Annotated in this window: 16 protein-coding genes; 8 read left to right on the forward strand and 8 right to left on the reverse strand. The window is 61.2% G+C overall.

Annotated elements, in window-relative coordinates:
* Positions 1 to 419 (reverse strand): serine aminopeptidase domain-containing protein (locus ACFFAR_RS00540; protein ID WP_375507387.1); only part of this gene is annotated, 419 nt, incomplete at its 3' end.
* 267 nt (positions 420 to 686) lie between these two features.
* On the opposite strand from ACFFAR_RS00540, the gene ACFFAR_RS00545 reads away from it, so the two are divergent.
* Together ACFFAR_RS00545 and ACFFAR_RS00550 are read left to right on the forward strand one after the other, a co-directional pair.
* A complete protein-coding gene (locus ACFFAR_RS00545) occupies positions 687 to 1,646 on the forward strand; it encodes a glycosyltransferase family 2 protein (RefSeq protein ID WP_061999573.1) in 960 nt (319 codons plus the stop codon).
* The gene (locus ACFFAR_RS00550) at positions 1,585 to 2,562 is read left to right on the forward strand and encodes a glycosyltransferase family 2 protein (protein ID WP_375507388.1); all 978 of its coding nucleotides are present in this window, start codon (positions 1,585 to 1,587) and stop codon (positions 2,560 to 2,562) included. The genes ACFFAR_RS00545 and ACFFAR_RS00550 overlap by 62 nt, the downstream gene beginning before the upstream one ends.
* 129 nt (positions 2,563 to 2,691) lie before the next feature.
* Here ACFFAR_RS00550 and ACFFAR_RS00555 read toward each other — a convergent pair whose 3' ends face one another.
* From ACFFAR_RS00555 to ACFFAR_RS00585, 7 genes are all read right to left on the reverse strand, one after another.
* Positions 2,692 to 2,874, reverse strand: a complete 183-nt coding sequence (locus ACFFAR_RS00555; RefSeq protein WP_174362206.1) for a hypothetical protein — start codon at positions 2,872 to 2,874, stop codon at positions 2,692 to 2,694.
* A gap of 95 nt (positions 2,875 to 2,969) precedes the next feature.
* The gene (locus tag ACFFAR_RS00560; RefSeq protein WP_174362205.1) at positions 2,970 to 3,863 is read right to left on the reverse strand and encodes a hypothetical protein; all 894 of its coding nucleotides are present in this window, start codon (positions 3,861 to 3,863) and stop codon (positions 2,970 to 2,972) included.
* A 225-nt stretch (positions 3,864 to 4,088) separates the two neighbouring features.
* Positions 4,089 to 5,234, reverse strand: a complete 1,146-nt coding sequence (locus ACFFAR_RS00565) for a glycosyltransferase family 4 protein (protein ID WP_375507389.1) — start codon at positions 5,232 to 5,234, stop codon at positions 4,089 to 4,091.
* 93 nt (positions 5,235 to 5,327) lie between these two features.
* Positions 5,328 to 6,485, reverse strand: coding sequence for a glycosyltransferase (locus ACFFAR_RS00570; RefSeq protein ID WP_174362209.1), 1,158 nt, complete (start codon positions 6,483 to 6,485; stop codon positions 5,328 to 5,330).
* A gap of 80 nt (positions 6,486 to 6,565) precedes the next feature.
* Positions 6,566 to 7,768: a glycosyltransferase gene (locus ACFFAR_RS00575; protein WP_174362208.1), complete on the reverse strand. Its 1,203-nt coding sequence runs from the start codon at positions 7,766 to 7,768 to the stop codon at positions 6,566 to 6,568.
* Between the two features lie 59 nt (positions 7,769 to 7,827).
* The gene (locus ACFFAR_RS00580; protein WP_174362203.1) at positions 7,828 to 9,504 is read right to left on the reverse strand and encodes an O-antigen ligase family protein; all 1,677 of its coding nucleotides are present in this window, start codon (positions 9,502 to 9,504) and stop codon (positions 7,828 to 7,830) included.
* Positions 9,505 to 9,635: 131 nt separating this feature from the next.
* On the reverse strand, positions 9,636 to 10,148 hold the full coding sequence (locus ACFFAR_RS00585) for a GNAT family N-acetyltransferase (RefSeq protein WP_086384076.1): 513 nt from the start codon (positions 10,146 to 10,148) through the stop codon (positions 9,636 to 9,638).
* 335 nt (positions 10,149 to 10,483) lie between these two features.
* Between ACFFAR_RS00585 and ACFFAR_RS00590 the strand changes: the two genes are divergently transcribed.
* From ACFFAR_RS00590 to ACFFAR_RS00615, 6 genes are all read left to right on the forward strand, one after another.
* On the forward strand, positions 10,484 to 10,735 hold the full coding sequence (locus ACFFAR_RS00590) for an acyl carrier protein (protein WP_056364015.1): 252 nt from the start codon (positions 10,484 to 10,486) through the stop codon (positions 10,733 to 10,735).
* The gene (locus ACFFAR_RS00595; RefSeq protein ID WP_061999579.1) at positions 10,732 to 12,027 is read left to right on the forward strand and encodes an acyl-CoA dehydrogenase family protein; all 1,296 of its coding nucleotides are present in this window, start codon (positions 10,732 to 10,734) and stop codon (positions 12,025 to 12,027) included. The genes ACFFAR_RS00590 and ACFFAR_RS00595 overlap by 4 nt, the downstream gene beginning before the upstream one ends.
* A gap of 3 nt (positions 12,028 to 12,030) precedes the next feature.
* Positions 12,031 to 13,065, forward strand: coding sequence for an amino acid--[acyl-carrier-protein] ligase (locus ACFFAR_RS00600; RefSeq protein ID WP_061999580.1), 1,035 nt, complete (start codon positions 12,031 to 12,033; stop codon positions 13,063 to 13,065).
* Between the two features lie 74 nt (positions 13,066 to 13,139).
* The gene (locus tag ACFFAR_RS00605) at positions 13,140 to 14,099 is read left to right on the forward strand and encodes a DUF1839 family protein (RefSeq protein ID WP_062170632.1); all 960 of its coding nucleotides are present in this window, start codon (positions 13,140 to 13,142) and stop codon (positions 14,097 to 14,099) included.
* Between the two features lie 124 nt (positions 14,100 to 14,223).
* The gene (locus ACFFAR_RS00610; RefSeq protein WP_174362202.1) at positions 14,224 to 16,818 is read left to right on the forward strand and encodes a glycoside hydrolase family 2 protein; all 2,595 of its coding nucleotides are present in this window, start codon (positions 14,224 to 14,226) and stop codon (positions 16,816 to 16,818) included.
* Between the two features lie 545 nt (positions 16,819 to 17,363).
* Positions 17,364 to 18,101, forward strand: coding sequence for a Crp/Fnr family transcriptional regulator (locus ACFFAR_RS00615; protein ID WP_056364021.1), 738 nt, complete (start codon positions 17,364 to 17,366; stop codon positions 18,099 to 18,101).
* Positions 18,102 to 18,216: the final 115 nt, after the last annotated feature.

The raw sequence follows: 18,216 nt of genomic DNA on the forward strand, positions 1-18,216 counted from the left end.
AGATATTGACGGCCCGATGCAACTGGCGCCAGCAGCACGAGCTCACTGATCTCTTCATCAGCCGCGACCATCGCAGCAAGCGTTGCCCCGAGGCGTAACCCGCACAACGCGACTTCGGTCACGCCGGTGGTTTGCTTGAGGAAAGCGACTGCCGCGCGGATGCTTTGCAGCCATCGCTCGAGCTGTTCCCGTCCATCGCCGGGATTCTCGGATTCACCGGCGGAGTCGCCCGTGCCGGCGTAGTCGAAGCGAAGTGTCGGCGAACCGGCTGCAGCAAGTTCTTCGGCCAGCACGCGCCAGCCCTTGTGTATCCACATTGCCTCGCGGCCAAACGGCTGACACAGCACGACCCCTCGTGCGGCGGATGGCACGCCCTCGTGTAGCCAGCCAAAGCAGTCATCGAAAGTTACAGGCTTCATCTCGGCATTGCGCCCGGAAAAGGCGTCGTTATTAAGTTGTCTGCGTATTACACGTTTTGTAAGACTTCGGTTCAGTGCGCCCGCACACACACTTTCGACCCGGCCCCGATTTTTTTGCTGCGCGTTACAAAACATGGATTGATCGGCCTACCTTGCGCCGTCCGATGTTCGATGTCCCACAGACGCATATTTCTGCGGCAAGTCAAATAGCGCATCACGCCGTGCCGTACAAAAGACGGGACAACGACAAAAAAGCCGGGGAAACACATGGTCAACTCATTTCACGAATCCAGTCAGTCTGCAGCGCCGAGTTTCTCGGTCTGCATCTGTACGCGCGACCGGCCGGAAGACCTTGCCCGGGCGTTGCGCTCGGTCGAGGCATCGACGTATCCGGCGCATCAGATCATCGTGTCGGACGACAGCAAGGAACCGCATACGCGCGCCATGGTGAGCTCCGAGTTTCCCCAGGTCGTGTTTCTCGAGGGACCGCGCCGCGGGCTGGGCGCAAACCGCAATAGCGCGCTCGATGCCGTCACGGGTACGCACGTGGCATTCATCGACGACGACGCCACCCTGTCCCCGGACTTCCTCGCGCGGATGGCCAAGTCGCTTCAGAACGGCGGACAGCATCCGGAAAAGCTTATTGTTACGGGATACGAACTAAATCACGGCACCAAGGTTTTCGCCAACGCAACCACGTTCTTCGGTTTCCAGTCACGACCTTACAGGAGCGGGGATTTCCAGGACACAGTCGTCATCAACAGCGCAGTGTTTCCTGCATGGCTTTTCAAGGTGATCCGCTTCGACGAGCATCTCATCTATGGTTACGATGAGGTCGATATCGTGATGCGCGCCACGCTCCAGGCGAAATGCGTCGTCCGGTTGCTGCCCGACGTGTTCAACTCGCATTTCCCGTCGATGGTGAATCGCGACTACTACAGCTCGTTCACAGAAGCTTCACGTATCTACGTGACGCACAAGCGCTACCGCTGGTTCGAGCGCAATCGCGCGAAGGCGGCCCTGTTTCTGACGCTCGCCGTGGCGCACAACTTACTGCACAACGTCCGTGCGCATGGTCCGAAAGGCCTCGCGCGCAGCGCGCGCACCGTCTCGCTCGCACGCGGCTACATTCGTCGATACACCCCGGAAGGACTGGCTCTGCAAAATGAAAATAACCGTACTAGTACCCACGTATCGTCGAACCTCGGATCTCGCTCGCTGCCTTGATGCGCTCGCGCGCCAGAAGCGCGCGCCTGACGAAGTCCTGGTGGTGTGCCGTGGCGCCGATGAAGAAACGCAGGCATGGCTCGCCATCGAGAAGTCGCGTGCACGTTTGCCGCTCGTTAAGGTCGAGGTTTCGCAGGGCGGTCAGGTTGCTGCGTTGAACGCGGGGCTCGATGCTGTCACCGGCGACATTGTTGCGATCACCGACGACGACGCAGCCCCGCGTCCCGCGTGGCTGCAGCGCATTGAAGCGCATTTCGCGAGCGCGCCTGATGTAGGCGGAGTGGGCGGGCGCGACTGGGTGCATGAACATGGCGCAACGCTCGATGCGTCCGAGCCGGAAGTCGGGCGCTGGCAGTTTCCGGGCCGCGCGATCGGCAATCATCATCTGGGTGTGGGCGCGGCGCGCGACGTCGATTTCCTGAAGGGCGCGAACATGAGTTATCGCGTGAGCGCGGTTCGCAGCAAAGCCATTCGCTTCGATACGCGTTTGCGCGGAACTGGCGCGCAGGTCAACAACGATATGGCGTTTGCATCGGCGGTGCGGCGTGCGGGGTGGCGGCTCGTCTACGATCCGGCAGTGGAAGTGGATCATTATCCGGCGCAACGTTTCGATGAAGACGCGCGTGCGGTGCGCGGCAGCCGGAGTTGGGTTGCTATCGAGAACGAGTCGTATAACCTGCATCTGGTCATACGCGATGAGTATCGCGGCGTACGTCGGCGGATTGCGTTGATGTGGCTGACGGCGGTGGGGCATGGCGCGTGTCTGGGGTGGCTCAATCTTGCGCGCGCCCGGGTGGTTCATCGCGAGGGGACGGCTTTGCAACGGTGGCGGGCGGCGCGCAGCGGCGCGGCCATCGCCAAGAAAGATTTTGCGCAGCGCCGTTTGAGGAATACCCAGGGGGAATTTGCGGGATGATTTTTGCTCGTGCTTGGGGAGGGTTTTTCTTGGTCGGGGTTGATGCCGGGGTGTTGCTGTTTGGGCTTGCCCGCGGTTTTTTCTGACTGCTCTCTTTGGCGCTTTAAACCACCGTGCGTGGTAAAAGCGTCAATCGCTTGGCGGTGCGTCTCGCGCGTCCGGGTGCCTGTTGACGGTAATGAGCGGGGTAAGCGCCGGTTGCGCAGCCGCCAGAAGACGAAATATCAGACCGCCGATACTCCGGGCTACTTCGTCATCGAGCTTGAAATTCGAATCCGCAAGCGGCCACGGATTGACGAGCGCTTGAGTCATGAGAGCATCCGCTGACGTGCGCGGAACTGTGCATATGTTGAAGCTCTGATTGTCTTCGTCGAACGTGATTAATACGCCCCTTGGTTTCCGCGTGGTCAAAAGATCTCCCCTTTCCCGGCTAAACAGCGGCCTAAACGATCCGCCGCGCGTTGTTTGCACATGCCCCATGAGGTTGGTTTAGCGGCATACCACGCGCTACATTCCGTCATATCGGCTTCGTATTGTGTCATGCATTCAGCTTCCTCTGCCGGCGTCATAAAGACCGCCGCGAGCGTGTCGTTTGCTTCCGATGCTGCGTTCTTGACGTATTCAAATGGTGCGGCATCGCCTAACGGCGTGCTGCACGTGCCGACTTCCGACACGTTGCCCAAGTCAAAAACCTCATCATCCATCGACGGTAACGCAGACACAACGGCAGACGCTGCAGTCGATGCAAGCGCGGCAAGTGCATCAAGCGCCGCCCACGCTGCCCGATTGCGCGCCGCCTCTGCGATGGTTTCAATGTGCCGAAAGACTTGCGGCGGGCGCGCTGCGCGTTCGGCGTCCTCTACTAGTTGGTGATACTCCGCTAATTCCTCCCGATACGCTTTTGTTCGCGCTTCGAAGATCGCGCCGCGTTCGGCCATATCCGCCGTTTCACGGCGATACCTTTCATCCTCTGAGAGCGCCGGGGCGAAACCGTCATGCGCGGCATAGGCGGGCTTCGCGCGGACGATCACTGCTGCCCCGTTTCGCACCTCCCAGCACAGCGCGTTGATCACGTCGCGCGGCCTATCGCCGTGGGGACTCGGACGATATGACGGTACCGCACGCACAAGGAAAGTTTGGATACGCTCGACAAGCTCCGGCTGGCTCGCCCAATGTTCGAAACTCGCGGCTTTGAATAAAGCTTGCCCGGCATCGAGTGCTTCCTGCTGCTCTTTGGTTCTGCCGTGCGGCGCGTAGTCCCGTCGCTTGTAGAGCATGAACCGATGGCCTTGATACTGCATCAGCTCCGTTGTCATCCTGATTATTTTGTTGTCGAAACGCCTACGCTAGCGCACTTTTCCGCGCGCCCATCTCAATGAGAGACGTACGCGCGGGCGGTGCGTTGCGATGGTGTTTGCATCGAGGGCTTTGCAGCAACGCGCAGATACCCACACGCTTCGCCACCAGTGTGGGAATCCAATAATCAGGAAACCCTTCGCGAAAGCCCTGGAAACAACAACTCGGGATCACCTCCGACCGTTACCAACAGCCCCACCCGCGCCCGCGGCCCTGACGGTCCGTTGTCCCCCTCTTTCCTGCCGCGCTTCCTGAAGCTTGCGTTCCTCGATCGCGCGCTGGTACACCGCAACGTGATCCGCGCAGACACGCTCCACCGAAAACTTCTCGAGATCCCGGCACGCCCGCTCCTTGTATTGCGCCCGCACCGGCGAATCCATCAACAACCAACCAATCTTCGACGCCAGTTGCTGCGGCTGACCCGGCTCCACGAGCACACCCGTGCCCTTGTCAAGCATCTCGGGAACACCATCCACTTTCGTCGCGACGATCGCACAACCCGCTTCGCGCGCCTCGCTCAGGATCAGCGGTCCCGGCGCCTGGTGCGGCGCGAACACAAACACGTCAGCGGACGCAAGATACGAGCGCGGATCTGCCACGAACCCCGCGAACGTTACATACTTCGCAATCCCAAGTTCTTCGGCGAGCATTTCCATCGCGCTGCGGTCCGGTCCGTCGCCCACCAAGTAAAGCTGTGCATCGTGCGTATGACGCACGAGCGCAAACGCGTGCAGGATATCGGCGATGCCGTTGCGCTCGAACATGGACGAAACGCTCACCACAGCCGGACGATGCAGGTTGAGCGGCCGCGGCGCCGGACGCCCGCAATGACGCGGCGTTCCCACCGTCCCGCTCGGGATCACGCTGAGGATGTCGCCCAACACCCCACGCTCCAGCATGACGTCGGCCACCGCGTGACTCACCACGATCACACGATCGCCAAAGCGCATCAGGGACGCACTCTTCTGGATATCGTGATGAATGGTCGTGACGAGCGCAAAGCGGCGGCGCATGCTGCCAAACCGCGATATCAGCGCGCCGGTCATCATGTGCGCATGCACGACATCAGGATTGAAGCGCTCGATCAGCCGGCCGAAACCCGCGATCATCGCCGGCACGCGCCATGGCTGGCGTGACTGCTGCAACAGCACGTGCGTGACGCCATGACGGCGCAGCAACGACTCGTAGCCGCCGCCCGAGGACGCAACGGCAACGTCGTGTCCGTTACGCGCCTGTGTGCACGCGAGATCGATCATTGCATTGACAGTGCCGTTGCCGTTGCACTGCGCATGTGTGGCCAGGTGAACGATTTTCATGACTAGGTTCGCTTCGAGGTTGGACGGCGCCTGGGGCGCCGAGGCCCTTCTTTCTTCTTGCTGGCTCTATGCGCGCACTGAAACAACGCAACATCAATATGAGTCGATTGCTTCGCGATACACCGCCGCAGTCTGCGCCGCAATCACGGGCAGGTCGAAGTGAGCACGCGCGTATGCACGGCACTGTTCTTCCGTTGGCAGCGTCCGGCGGCCGAGCAACGCGCTGCTCAATCCCGCGCCCAAGGCCTGGAACCCCCCTGCTTCGAGCACGAGCTCCGGACTCAAAGGCGCGACAGCCTCGGGCAAACCGCCGACCGGCGTCACGATCACCGGCGTGCCGCTTGCAAGCGATTCGATGGTCGTCAGTCCAAACCCTTCGAGCGCAACCGTGGGCACCACCGATACATTCGCGGCGCGATACCAGAGCGGCAGCGCTTCGTCGGCGACAAAACCCGCGAGACGCACATGCTGCGAAAGCCCGCGATGTTCGATTCGCGCCTGCAACGCAGCCATGAGCGGTCCCTTCCCGGCAATCGTCAGGAGTACGTCCGGTACGGCCTGGCGCACGATGAACATGGCATCAATAAGATCTTCGAGGCCCATGCGCGAAACCAGCCGGCGCACGCAAAAAAGGATGGGACGGTCTTGCGGCAAGCCGAGCGCGGTGCGCGCGGCATGCTGGTCGACACCGGTGCTGAAGTGATTCACGTCCACGCAGCCCGGCACGATGCGTATCGTGTCCGGCTTCACGCCGTACTGCTTTTGCAGGACGTTGCCAAAGGCCTGGGACAACACGATATGCCGGTCGCCGCGCTGATAAACATGCCGTTCCAGCGCGCGCCGTGCGCCGGCGCTTGCCTGTCCGCGCGCACCGTGGGCCGATTCGTCGCCCCAGGGCCCGTGAAAATGAATCACCTTGGGCACGCGCTTGAACTTGCCGAGCACGGGTGCCGCATACAGCGCAAAGTGCGCCGCCACGACGTCCGGCATGCGTGCATCGCGCAGTTGGACGGCCGAGCGGCGCACGGCGAGCAGACGCTTCATCAGCGGCGCGTCAGCTTCGGCGAACGGCGTGACGACGCCATCCGTGGACGTGCGCACGTTCTCCGTGCCCGCAACCAGTCCGCGAACCGACACACCCTGCGCCGGCAGCGACTGGATTAGCGCAGTCACCATGCGGTCGAGGCCGCCGGGACGCTCGAAAAACCAGTTCATGCCGATCTGCAGCGAATCGATGTTCCGCTCGCCCAGCTTGTCTTCCGAGGCCTTGTTCATAGGTGCTTTGACACTTGGAGTCGCCCCGGGGATCATCGTGGATTTCAATACCGTACTCATGTTTTCACCGAAACAGTCTCGCGATGCGTGCGCGCGTTGTGGTTTGCCTTCTTGCCGATCTTTCGGTTGGCGGCGATCTCTTCGAACAGCGAAAGATAACGGGCCGCCATGGTCTGCCACGACAAGGTTGCAGCGAGCGCCTGCGCTGCGTGCCCCATGTCACGCGTGCGCAGCGGATCGGCTGCAAGCCGCGTGATCGCGTCGGCGAGCGGGCGTTCATTGTCGGGGTCGTCCAGCACCACGCCGCATTCAGGCGTAATCACTTCCGCACCGCCCGACGTATGCACGGTGATCACCGGCAAGCCCGAGGCAAGCGCTTCGAGCATGACGAGGCTCATCGCTTCGTAACGCGACGGGAACACGAACGCATCGGCGCAACGCATCAGTGCAGGCATTTCGCGGATCATGCCCACGAAGTGCACGCGGTCAGCGATGCCGAGTTCTGCGGCCATTGCCGGATAGGGACTCTTGTCCGTGCCGGCCGCGACCGTCAGATGCACGCTCGGCGAGCAGGTCACCATGGCGCGAAGCACGGTATCGAGGTTCTTGCGGGCTGTGCGGATATCGCCCGCGAAAAGCAGCATGAACGGCGCTTCAGGAAGCTTGAAACGCGCACGCTGCGAGGTTTGCGACGGGTCCGGCGAAAACTCGACGTTGTCCACCCCGTTATGAATCACGCGGATCTTGTCACGCGGCATGCCGAGGTCCACCAGTTCGGCGGCGACTTTCTCCGATACCGGCACGAGCACGCCGGCACGCTTGAACGCCCAGCGTTCGCACCACGCGTTCAGGCGCGTGAACAGCACCTGATACGCCCCGTACGGACCGCCGCTCAGGCGAAACGGGTAATAGCCGCTCTTGAACCAGCCGGTGTGAACAAAGTGAATGGCGTTGACGTCGGCCCGCGTCCACGCAATGAAGCCATTGACCTGCACGACATCGAACTCAGCGCGGTGAGCACGAATCCAGGCCGCTGCGCGCAACGCGAAAGACTGGTATTTGAGCAAGCGCGTCGGCACGCGGCTTGGCGCAAGCCGAACGACGGTGATACGCGGATGACGGGACAAGGTTTCATCGACTGTCGTGCTCAGCAACGTGACGGAGTGGCCGGCCGCGAGTGCGGCCTGAACGACTTCGTAGTTGACGCGCCCTTGTCCGTCGTTCTTGCCGACGGTGTGGGTGACGATAAGCAGGTTCATGCGATCCTCGTTGAATACTGGAAGGTCGGCCTTGCGATCGGCCCGCTCGATAGTGGCGCTCATGGGACCAGCGGCGAAGGCAACGCAATGCTTTGTTGAGCAGCGGTTCCGGAACGTGCCGGCGCTTCGGCACTGGCGGCGGCGCGCGCTTGCGCTTTCACCTGCTGATCGGCACGAGTCTGCATTTCGAGCGCGTAACGCCTTCCGGCGACCGGCAACATCACCCCGATGAAAAAGAACACGCCGCCGCCGCCGACCAGTGTGTTGAGAAACACCATCATCGCGAGGATGCCGAATGCGGCGGCAGTACCCGCCACGGCAAAGCGGTCGTTCTTGCGGCTGAAACTCGTGACGAACGCGCGCAGCACCAGCATCACCACGCCCGCGGCATACAGCAGCGTACCCGGCCAGCCCAGCACGAATGGCACTTCCATCAGGCCACTGTCGAAGTCGACGCTGCCCGACGACGAACCATCGCCGGAAAGCTTCGACCCGAGACCCGTCATGCCGAGTCCCTGACCCGCGATGTTGGTAGTCATCTCCGAGAGGAAGTGCTTGTAGATCTCGGTTCGCGTCTGATAGCTGTCGTCCTGGTTGAGTTGCGTGACCGTCGAGAAGCGCGCCGTGGCCTTCTCGGTAATCTCGTCTACCATCAGCGCCGGCGAACAGAGCAGCACGATCACCGCAATTGCGCCGGCAAGGCGCAACCGGCTGCGGCCGTCGAGCATGATGAAAAGATAAATCAGCCCGATGGCGAGACCGCCGAGCACGCTGCGCGACATCGTACCGATCAACGCCGGAACCGCCAGCCCGCCCGCAAGCATCGCCATCTTGTTTCGCGCGGCGAGCGTCATCAGCAGACAAACCATCATCGCTATGGCGAACGGTCCGGACGAATTCATCGTGCTCGAGACACGCATGGAATACGGCGCCGCGACGCCTTCGGAGACCATCCCCGAGTTTTGCAGCCAGAATGCGTCCCATGGTGGCGGATTGACATACTGGAACACGCCATACGCCGCGATCACCAATCCGCCGAAGACAAAGGTCTTCAGCAGGACGCGGTGATATTCGGGGTAATGCCGCCACGTGATGAGCACATGAAAACCGATGAGCACCGGAAACAGCCACGAGATCAGCATGTATGACGCCGCTGCAATGCCCGCCCCCACCATGCCGATGAAATAACCGTATAGCGTGGCGAGCGCGATCAGCGTGAGGGGAATGGCGCGCCGTTGCATCAGCACTCGAAAGTGGGTCAGCAGGTTCATGCCGCAGATTGACGCGGCCATTACCGGTGCCAGCATGATCAGGCTGCGTTCGCTGAATGCGCCGTTGAAAAAATCGGCGAAGCGTCGCACTTCCGGCGTGAGGAAAAACAGCCAAAGCACGAATGACAGGTAGTGTGCGGGCGAACGCCTGAAGAGCAACGCGGCCACCACGAGCGCCCCGGCGGGGAAGATGAATTCGACGAGGCGGCCCTGATGCAGTACGAGCAGCAATATCGTGATTGCTGCAAATCCGATCGGGGCGATCATCAGACGGCGACGGCGGCCCGCTTCGGCGCGCTTTTTTGCCTTGGGCGAACTGGCGGCGTTCATAGCGCGTGCGTCCTCGACGGACGCGGAGTCGTTCGCGGCCATCTTTTCGCGCTGCGCCATCCAGGGCGTTTTCCATGTCTCGACGCGTCCATCCTGCGACTCGTCTCGAACATTCGTGATCGAAACACTCGACATCGTGCAATCCTGAAAAGTAGAGGTCGGCTCAGTGAAGCGTGCAATGCACGCAGCTGCGCGTCCTCTGTGTCATTTGGAAACGTCCAATGCCGACGTTGGGCACCTGCTTGATCAAACTTGCTGCTACGGCTTCAAAACGTTTCGACGGTATCGATGCAACCCGCCGTCCTCGCGAGGCCCAGGTTCAGACGGCTTTTACGTACCAGGCTGATCGTGCGGATTCCACGTTCGTCGAAAGGCCCATCGTTCTTGCGAAAACCGAATGCTTCATAAAACCCGCGCAAACTCACCGGCGCAAGTAACCGGATGCTGCGTCCGGGCCAGCGTTCGCCCGCCGCTGCAATCACCCGCTCGATCAGCGCGTGCGCCGTGCCATCGCAGCGCCGCTGCGGACTTGTCAGGATCTTGTCCACCACGACTTCCGCCGCTCCCGTTCCGCCCTCATGCAAGCGCGCGTAAGCGATGACGGGCATCGAACGGGAAATGTCTTCCGCCGCGAATACATGAACCGATGTCTCGTCGCGCCCATCCGGATCCAGATGCACGCAGGACTGTTCGACAACGAACACAGCGCTTCTCGCGCGGAGGATCAAATACAGTTCCCGCGCGGTGATCTGTTCGAAGTCGAGGGCTTTCCAGTTCATGTCCGGGTCCGGTCGTGAGAACACCGGCAGCACCGGCTTGTTCCATGTTCATACGATACGTCGCCAACCGCGCAGCTTCCGTGCGCCATCGCACCGACGCCACCCCTTGTCAATTCGTTAAATACGGTCATCGGAGAGCAATCCGGCATTGAGGAACGGCAGCGAGAAAAAGCCCGGCATCCAGACACTTGGAATGACCGATCAGGCTTCACAACAAGCGAGCCGTTATGGATTGCAAGACCAACCCGGTCCGTGAACGCGACAAGCCAGTACGAGTGGCCGCGTCCGGTTTTTAGGTGACACACCTTTAGTGACGCTTCTTTGGGGGCTATTAAATGAAATCCGCACTGCGCCGCATCCTTACCGAATCCGCCCGGCTCGACGTTCCGGCCGAATCACTTGCTGATGACGCCGATCTTTACGCCGCGGGACTGTCGTCGCTCGCAACCGTTCATCTGATGCTCGCCGTGGAAGACGAGTTCAACATCGAGATTCCTGACCGCATGCTCACGCGCCGCCTGTTTTCGTCCATCGACGCGCTCGCTGCAGCGGTTACCGAATTGCAACAGGCACAGGCGGCCGCATGAACGCCCCGGTGCAGGCCGCTGTTTTGACAGCGAACGCCGACCGGGCTGCAGTCGCCGCGGCGCAGATCGTGGAGGAAGTCCGGCAGGCATCGGCCGAACCTTCCTGGCTTGCCGCCACCCGGCGGGTCGCGCAGGTCGCGGCGCAGCATGCGGCAGCAGTCGATCGCGAGGCACGCTTCCCCGTAGAGGCGTTCGAAGCCATGCGCCGCGAACGGCTTTTGTCGGCGATGGTTCCGGCGGAACTCGGCGGTGCCGGCCTGACGCTCTCCGAAGTCGCGCGCATTTGTGAAACGTTGGCGCATGCGTGTTCGTCGACGGCAATGGTCTACGCGATGCATCAAAGCCAGGTGGCGTGCCTGTCCGATCAGGGCAACGACGTTCCCTGGATTCGCCAGATGATCGCCCGCATGATCGATGAACAATGGCTGCTGGCGTCGGCAACGTCGGAGGAAACGATCGGCGGCAACATGCGCACCAGCGCCTGTGCGGTCGAATTGACCGATGGTGCGTTTCGCATCGAAAAGCTTGCTCCGACCATTTCATATGGCGCGCACGCCGACTGCATCCTGGTCACCGCGCGCCGCAGTGCCGAGGCAAGCGCGTCGGACCAGGTGCTGATCGTGGCGCCGCGCGACACCCTCGTGCTGGAAAAGCGCGGCGGCTGGGATTCGCTCGGCATGCGCGGAACCTGCAGCGAAGCTTTCCGTCTGATCGCAACGGGCCGCGCCGAGCAGATCCTGCCCGTGCCGTTCGCCCAGGTCGCGGACCAGACCATGCTGCCGGTGTCGCACACGCTCTGGGCCGCGGTTTGGGTGGGTATCACGTCCGACGCCGTGAACCGCGCGCATCAGTTTTTCCGCACGCAGGCACGCGGCAAACCGGGTGCGCTGCCGCCATCGGCGGGACGGCTGGCCAATGCGGTTGCGCAGTTGCGCATGATGCAGGCACGTCTGAAGGACGCACTGGACGCCGCCAGCGTCGCATCGTCCGAACGCGTGGCGCGCGATGCACGTGAAGCGTGTGACTTCGATACGCCGCTTGGCGCGTCGTTGAGCCTGGCATCGGACATGAATACGCTCAAGCTGAGCATTTCGTCCGCAGCGCTCGAAGTCGTGCAGGAAACGCTGATGATCTGCGGCATGGCAGGATACAAAAACAACACTGAATACAGCGTCGGGCGTCATCTGCGCGATCTTTTTTCCGCGCCGCTGATGATCAGCAACGACCGCATCCAATTGAACACGGCGAATCTGCTGCTCGCGCAGCGCACGCCGGCTACGGGGAGAATCTAGGACATGAACACGCTCACGGATAACGCGGCCATTGAAGCCGCCAGCGCAACGAACACCTACAACGCTTCGGATGTGACGCTGCGCGCGCGCATGATCGAAGCGGGGATCCTGATTGAAACCGGTGAAGACGGCCTGTACGGACGCAGCCACGTGTTCGAAGATGTGATCGAACGCCTGAACAACGCCATTTCACTGTTGGGTGCGGATCAGGAAGCCGAAGTGCTGCGCTTCCCGCCGGCCATGCGCCGCCACGACTTCGAAGACAGCGAGTATCTGAAGAGCTTCCCTGACCTTGCCGGCACGATCCACTCGTTCCAGGGCAACGACCGCGGTCATCACAGGCTGCTCGCGGCACTCGAAAAGACGGTTTCAGTCGGCGAAGAAGAACGTACAGACGAATGGATGGACCAGCAAAAGCCCACGCGCCTTGTGCTCACGCCGGCCGCCTGCTATCCGATCTACCCGGTGGTCGCCAAACGCGGTGCGCTCGCTGAAGACGGCGCAACGGTCGATGTATTCGCGTACTGCTTCCGTCACGAACCGTCTATCGATCCGAGCCGCATGCAGATGTTCCGCATGCGCGAATACGTGCGTTTCGGCAGCCCGGAGCAAGTCATGGCGTTCCGCCAGAAGTGGATCGAGCGTGGTTCGCTGCTTGTGAACCTGCTCGGCCTGCCGTTCGAAATCGATCTGGCCAACGACCCGTTCTTCGGTCGCGGCGGCAAGATCGTGGCCGACAGCCAGCGCGCGCAGCAACTCAAATTCGAATTGCTGATTCCGGTTGCGACGCCCGACCGTCCTACCGCATGCCTGTCGTTCAACTATCACATGGAACACTTCGGCGAAATCTGGAAGATCGCCCAGGCAGACGGCGAAGTGGCGCACACAGCGTGCGTGGGCTTCGGCATGGAGCGCACCACGCTCGCCCTCTTCCGCCATCACGGTCTGGACGTCAAGGCGTGGCCGGCTGAAGTGCGCGATTTCCTCTGGGGCGATACGCAATCACGCATCAAGACCGGACTCGAGGCACTTTCATGACAGCCGTTCACACAAGCGGCGCGGCAGATTCGAATCGCGAGCGTGCCCGGGTAATTCAATTGCTTCCGCAGCATATGCGCGTACGTAAGCATCAGTCGCACTCGCTGCATCAGGGCGATCGCGTCTGGGCGGAAACGAACTGCTACGTCGACTTGTGGATTGAGTTGCTGCACGGCTACGGGCTCGACCCGCGCGCCGCGCTCGGCTTCACTGTCATGCAGGACTTCGAGGGGGACCAGTTCACGTTCTTCAAGTTTCCTCTCGAAGACCTCTACACGCTATACGGCATGCAGGTGCAGGAACTCGCAATCTACGATTCACTCGAGGACCGCATCCGTACGCAAACCCAGCGCGGGCATACCGTGCTGGCTGAAGTCGACGCGTTTTATCTGCCCGATACCCGTGCGACTTCGTACCAGCAGCAGCATACGAAGACGACTATCGGCGTGGATTTCATCGATCCGCGTTCGCGCCGGCTCGGTTATTTCCACAACACCGGTTATTACGTGCTGGACGGCGAGGACTACCAAGGCGTGTTCCGGCAGCTTCCTGAATTCGCGGATCGCCCCGAGATCCTGTTTCCGTACGTGGAGTTCTGCAAGCGCGCACGGCCGGCGCTGAGCGGCACGGCGCTCGCGGAGGCATCGGCGGATTTGCTGGTCGCGCATTTGCAGCGCCGCCCGGCGCGCAATCCGATCACGCAATGGCGTGCGGCGTTTCCCGAGCACCTGGAGATGCTCGTCGAGCGCGGAGAAAGCGCTTTTCATCTCTACACATTCAACGTGATGCGGCAACTGGGATCGAACTTCGAGTTCCTTTCGCGTTATCTCGTGTGGATGCGGGAACGTGGTTTCGCGATTCCGGACGCCATGCCGACCGCGGCGCAACGGATCGCGACCGAATCGATGGTCATGCAGTTCCGGCTCGTCCGCGCAATTACGCGCGGACGCCGCGACCCGTGCCACGAGTGTTTCGATGTGCTCGAAGAGTCCTACGATCAGGTCATTGGACCGCTTGCCGCACTGATTCGCTAACAGGCTTTCACAAGCCGGTGCCGCGGCCTGATACGCCAACAGGTCGCGCCGCGTTCCGGCTGGACACACTATAAGAAGAAGGCCGTCCCGATATGGCCTTCGATAGTCATACGGGGAAATAACCATGCGCGTCATAACGCCTGGCGTACTCACGCCTTGCTCGTCCACGCCCGCCGAGCCCACGCCGGCCGTCCTCACGCCGGCCTCCTATCTCCCACAACGCTTGTCCGAAGGCTGGCAGTGCATCAGCACGCCGGCAGGTGCATATGCAACGCCGGCCGAACTGCCCTCTACCGACAACACCGCACACTGGATCGACGCACCCGTGCCCGGCACGGTTGCGTCGGCATGGAGAGCAGCCGGCAAACTCGATATGGAGTCGCCTCCGGCTTTCGCTTTCGATGACCACTGGTATCGATTGGTCTTGTCGGGACAGGGCGCGCGCCGCGTGCGCCTGAACGGACTTGCAACAATTTGCGAAGTCTGGCTCGACGATACAAAACTGCTCGATACGGATTCGATGTTCGAAGCGCACGACATCGATATCAATCTCGATGGTCACGCAACGCTGTACCTGTGCTTTCGCTCGCTCACCGCCGCACTCGGCGCAAAGCGGGGGCGTGCGCGCTGGCGCCCGAGGCTCGCGCAGCCCGCGACATTGCGCAATGTCCGCACGACGCTGCTTGGCCACATGCCCGGTTGGTGCCCTTCCGTGCAAGCCGCCGGACCGTGGCGCGCGGTGCAATTGCTGGGTGAATCGGCTACGTCGATTGATCGCGTGGATCTGCAATCGAGCCTCGATGGCGACGATGGCATCGTGCACTTGACCATTCGCTTCGTGCATCCGCAGGCGTATCAAGCCGCGCGTGTCATGTGCAGGGACTCGGCGATCACGCTGCAATGGCAGGATGCGCAAACGATCAGCGGCACCTTGCGCGTGCCCGATGTTCCGCGCTGGTGGCCGCATACGCATGGCGATCCGGCCTTGCACGAGGTCACGCTCGAGTTCGCGAATCGCGATGCCATTTCCCTTGGCCGTATCGGCTTCAGGGAGATCACGGTGGACCGCGGACCCGCAGGCGATGGCTTTCAGCTCGTCATCAACGGTGTACCTGTGTTCGCGCGCGGCGCGTGCTGGACGACCGCAGATCTCGTGTCGCTCGACACGTCGGCTGAACAGGCGCAAACGTTTTTCAGGCTTGCGCGCGATGCTGGCATGAACATGTTGCGAGTGGGTGGCACCATGCTATACGAGTCCGATGCGTTCTATGCTTTGGCCGATGAACACGGACTCCTCATCTGGCAGGATTTCGCATTCGCGAATTTCGATTACCCGACCGATCCGGCCTTCAAAGCCAGTACTCAGCGCGAGGCAGAACAGTTTTTATCAAGAACGCAACGCTTTGCTTCGCTTGCCGTCCTGTGCGGTGGAAGCGAAGCCGACCAGCAAGCGGCCATGCTCGGACTGCCGCCGGCAATGCGCACGCAAACGTTGTTCACCGAGCAGTTGCCTTCCATCTGCGCGGCGAAGCGCCCTGATGTGCCTTATGTCGTCAACTCGCCAAGTATCCCGGCATCCGATGACAGCGAGAACGCCTGGCCCTTCGCCACACGTGCAGGCATCACCCATTACTACGGCGTGGGTGCCTACCAGCGGCCACTCGATGACGCACGACGCGCAAACGTTCGTTTCGCAAGCGAATGCCTCGCGTTCGCCAACGTTCCCGACGATGTCGCGCTCAACGCGGTGCCGCTTGCATCGATGCCGCATCAGCCGCGCTGGAAAGCCGCCGTACCACGCGATCCAGGCGCAAGCTGGGATTTCGACGACGTCCGCGAACACTACCTGCGCGCGCTCTATTCGGTCGATCCACTGCGTCTGCGCTATGAAGACCCGGAGCGCTATCTGGCCTTGTCGCGAGCCGTGGTCGCCGAAGTGATGGGCGAAGTCTTCTCGGAATGGCGCCGGCAGGGATCGTCATGCGCGGGCGGGATCGTGTGGCAGTTGCAGGACATCAGGGCGGGCGCCGGCTGGGGCTTGATCGATGCCCTGGGCACGCCCAAAAGTGCGCTACACGGCCTCGCACACGTTTTACGTCCCGTAACTGCGCTCATCACCGACGAAGGCCTTGACGGGCTCGATATCCATCTCATCAACGAAACGGCGAGGCCGATCAATGCGCATCTCGAACTCGTGTGTCTTCGCGACGGCGCCACGAAGGTTGCGAGCGCCTCGCGGGACGTAACACTTTCGCCACGCAGCAATACACGCCTGCAGGCATCCGATGTCCTCGGCCAGTTCTTCGACTTTACCTACGCGTATCGATTCGGCCCGCGCGCCCATGAAGCGACCGTCATCACCTTGCGAGACAAGGCGACAGGCGCCGTGCTGTCGGAAGCATTCCACTTCCCCGAGCGGGAACTGGCGCAACGCCACGACCTCGGCTTCGAAGTACGTCTTGAACACGACGCGCAGGGCGAATGGGAGCTCGTGATGCACGCCAAACGTTTGGCACGATGGGTACATGTAGTCGATCCGCACTATCGCGCACGCGATGAATGGTTCCATCTCGCGCCCGGTGTCGAGCGTCGAATCGCCCTCGTTGCTCGTGAACGAAACACTTCGCATACGCCGCAAGGCGAGGTTCGTGCGCTGAACGCAACGTTTTCAGTTCAGTACCAGCGCATGCAACGCGCGTTGTCTGCAAGGGCTGCATAAGCCCTGCGCTCCCTTGCGGGTGTGTCAAGCGGGCGTCGGCGGCACTTGCGTTCGTTAGCACACGCAGATCGTGGAACAGTTCTGAATCATTTTTTAAACAACCGATGAATGCCTGTTAAAGCATTCGCGGTTCGTGCGCCAGATGCCCGTTTTGTGGTCAGGAATGAAACGTGGACAGGCCACCAGTAAGGCATTGCGCAGACGAAAGGGTGCGTTGCATCAATCAAGGTGAAAGTCCGGGTCAAACAGGGCTGCTGTTCAAGAGTGAAACAAAAACATCCATCTGCAGATTTGCCGCTGGCACCCGCCACGTACGACCCCATGATGGCATTGAGATTGACCATCGCTGGCACGGTCCTCGCTAAATGAGTTGCGCAACGCGGTAACGTCGAAAAAACAAACCAACTAAACGACGATGCTGCGCTGCTTACGGGGCTGGTCGCGAAACGTTTCGATGAATGCCGTCAGATGCACTCACGGATCGTTTCGCTGGCCGGTAAATAAAAAGTAAGGCGCAATGCGCACAGTCACGAGAGAAGAACATCATGCTGACCCTTCAGTCCGACCTGCACGGCAATCATCTGTTGGGTGCGCTTCCCGCGCACGAATGGCAAGCTCTTACACCTCACCTTGAACTGGTTCAGCTTCGCACCGATCAATTGCTGTGCGATTCGGGTCAGCGTATTCATCACGTGTACTTCCCCACCACCGCCATCATCTCCCTGCTTCACACGATGGAAGACGGCGGTTCAGTCGAGATCGCAGCAGTCGGCCGTGAAGGCATGACCGGCGTGCCCGTTCTGACGGGCGGTGAAACCATGCCGACGCGCGTCCAGGTGCAATGCCCGGGCTTCGCTTATCGCATGAGCGCATCTGCTTTGCGCGAACAGTTCGGCCGCTCGGACTTCCTGCGCCGCCTGATGCTGCTTTATATGCAAGCCCTGCTCACGCAAGTGGCGCAAACGGCTGCATGCAATCGTCACCACTCGCTCAACAAGCAACTGTGCCGCTGGCTCCTGATCGAAATCGACCGCACTTCTTCGAACCAGCTTCAAGTCACTCAGCAACTGATTGCCGACATGCTTGGCGTGCGCCGTGAAGGCGTGACCGAAGCCGCAGGCAAGCTGCATGACGCAGGACTGATTCATCACAGCCGTGGTTGCATCAAGGTGCTGGATCGCGAAGGCCTCGAAGCGCGCGCATGCGAATGCTACGGCATCGTCAAGCGTGAATTCGACCGGCTGCTCCCGCGTCTGCGCCAGGCTGCCGAAGAAGTTCATTGAATCCGCGGACCATGCGATCAGTGTGAGCGTCACGCAAGTCAGGTCATGGCCTGCCGCGCGCCCTCCTCTTCCCGCAGTCCCAGGTTCAACGTGTCGACATTTGCGTACGCATTAA

The organism is uncultured Caballeronia sp. (assembly GCF_964243625.1).
In the GTDB taxonomy this organism is placed as follows: Bacteria; Pseudomonadota; Gammaproteobacteria; order Burkholderiales; family Burkholderiaceae; genus Caballeronia.